The organism is Bacillus sp. CFBP9009 (genome assembly GCF_036541465.1).
Taxonomy (GTDB): Bacteria; Bacillota; Bacilli; order Bacillales; family DSM-1321; genus Peribacillus.
On the sequence record NZ_JAZHFU010000046.1, the window covers coordinates 1 to 1384 of the forward strand.

The 1384-nt window shown below is 32.4% G+C and carries 2 protein-coding genes; both read right to left on the reverse strand.

The features are described 5' to 3' along the window. Positions 1 to 237: 237 nt before the first annotated feature. The gene (locus tag V3595_RS28595; protein ID WP_485911337.1) at positions 238 to 888 is read right to left on the reverse strand and encodes a class I SAM-dependent methyltransferase; all 651 of its coding nucleotides are present in this window, start codon (positions 886 to 888) and stop codon (positions 238 to 240) included. A 197-nt stretch (positions 889 to 1085) separates the two neighbouring features. Then, positions 1086 to 1187 (reverse strand): LPXTG cell wall anchor domain-containing protein, encoded by a 102-nt coding sequence (locus V3595_RS28600; protein WP_275728507.1) that lies wholly within the window; start codon positions 1185 to 1187, stop codon positions 1086 to 1088. Positions 1188 to 1384 lie beyond the last annotated feature (197 nt).

The window sequence follows — 1384 nt, forward strand, 5'->3', positions numbered from 1 at the left end:
AGTGGTGTCTTACTCATATCTTACTGAGGAGCCCTATTTTTTTCAAAGCTGAAAAATAACGAACTACAGGAATGCTATCCTGCCCCGTTAGTTCCGTAAGAAAAAGCTGCCTTAAAGACAGCTCTGATCTTCAGCGTTAGTTCCTTAAGGATATTTTTTTACATTCCAAAGGCCATCAAATGGTGTCCTTTTTCAGGAACTAACACTGCTATTAGTGTAATAAGAATGATAACTTTTTTAAGACTTTTGTGACATTATTTCTAATGTGCTATGGAAATGAGGTTGACCGTGCGAAATATCCATAGAGTAAGACTGAGACAAGCTTATCGTTTTATAATCGGCAAAAAATCCTTCTAATTCACTTCTTGTAAAATAATGAAGAAACATATTTGAACTTTCAATATAAAACGTATGCTCTGCTAACTGCTCATACTTCGCTGGAGCTTTCTTTCTACCTGGTTCTTTATCATCAAAGGCATTAATATATACCAACCCATTTTTAATCAACCCATTTTTCACCTTTTCGATAATAATTTTAATATCCTTATCAGGAAAAAAATTAAGTACATTAGAAAGTATAATTAAAGAATATTTATTTGGTTCAATCTCAAAAGAAGTAATATCTTGAACTTTAGCGTTAATATTCAAATTGTGCTCTTTCGAAAGTTCCAAACATCGTTCTACTGCTGTTTCCGAAATATCGATACCCTCAACAGCAAATCCCTGTTTAGCAAAAAAAAGGGCATTTCTTCCCTCTCCAATACCTATGTCTAAAACCTCTCCGTTTTCAGGAAGCATTTCAACATATTGAGATAAGATACTTTTAGGATTGAAACCCCATAAACTCTCAACATTTCTATATTCTTTCTCCCATATATTTTGTTTCATTTTGTCACCCCCGATTGTTAAAGTATTGTTTTCCATAAAATTTTCAAATATCCTTCCAACTAATAATTCAGAGCTATTTCAAAATACACTATCCAGATTTTTAGTTGTATATCAGTGTTTTTTTACTTCTAAAAGTCCCTCAAATTGACTGCCTTCTTAATGAACTAACGCACCCGATACTTGAATTAGAAATTTAATTAGCTTTTCTTGGTCTTCTTAAAAAATAAATAACCTAAAACACCTAAAATTAATGCTATACCTCCGAAAACAATAACTTGATATATAATATCCCCTAACATAACCTGTTCCTCCTATTCTAAAAAAACATTTCCCTAAATCTATATACGAGATTTTCCCTAAAAAGGTTTCAACTGGTAGTTTGACTCTAAAGATCTTATTAAACTAAACTGCCCCGTTCGTATTATAAGGTCAGCCAGATATTTCTGGTTGACCATTTTTTATTTGGTTTTACTATAACAGTAGCCAGGGTAGAACG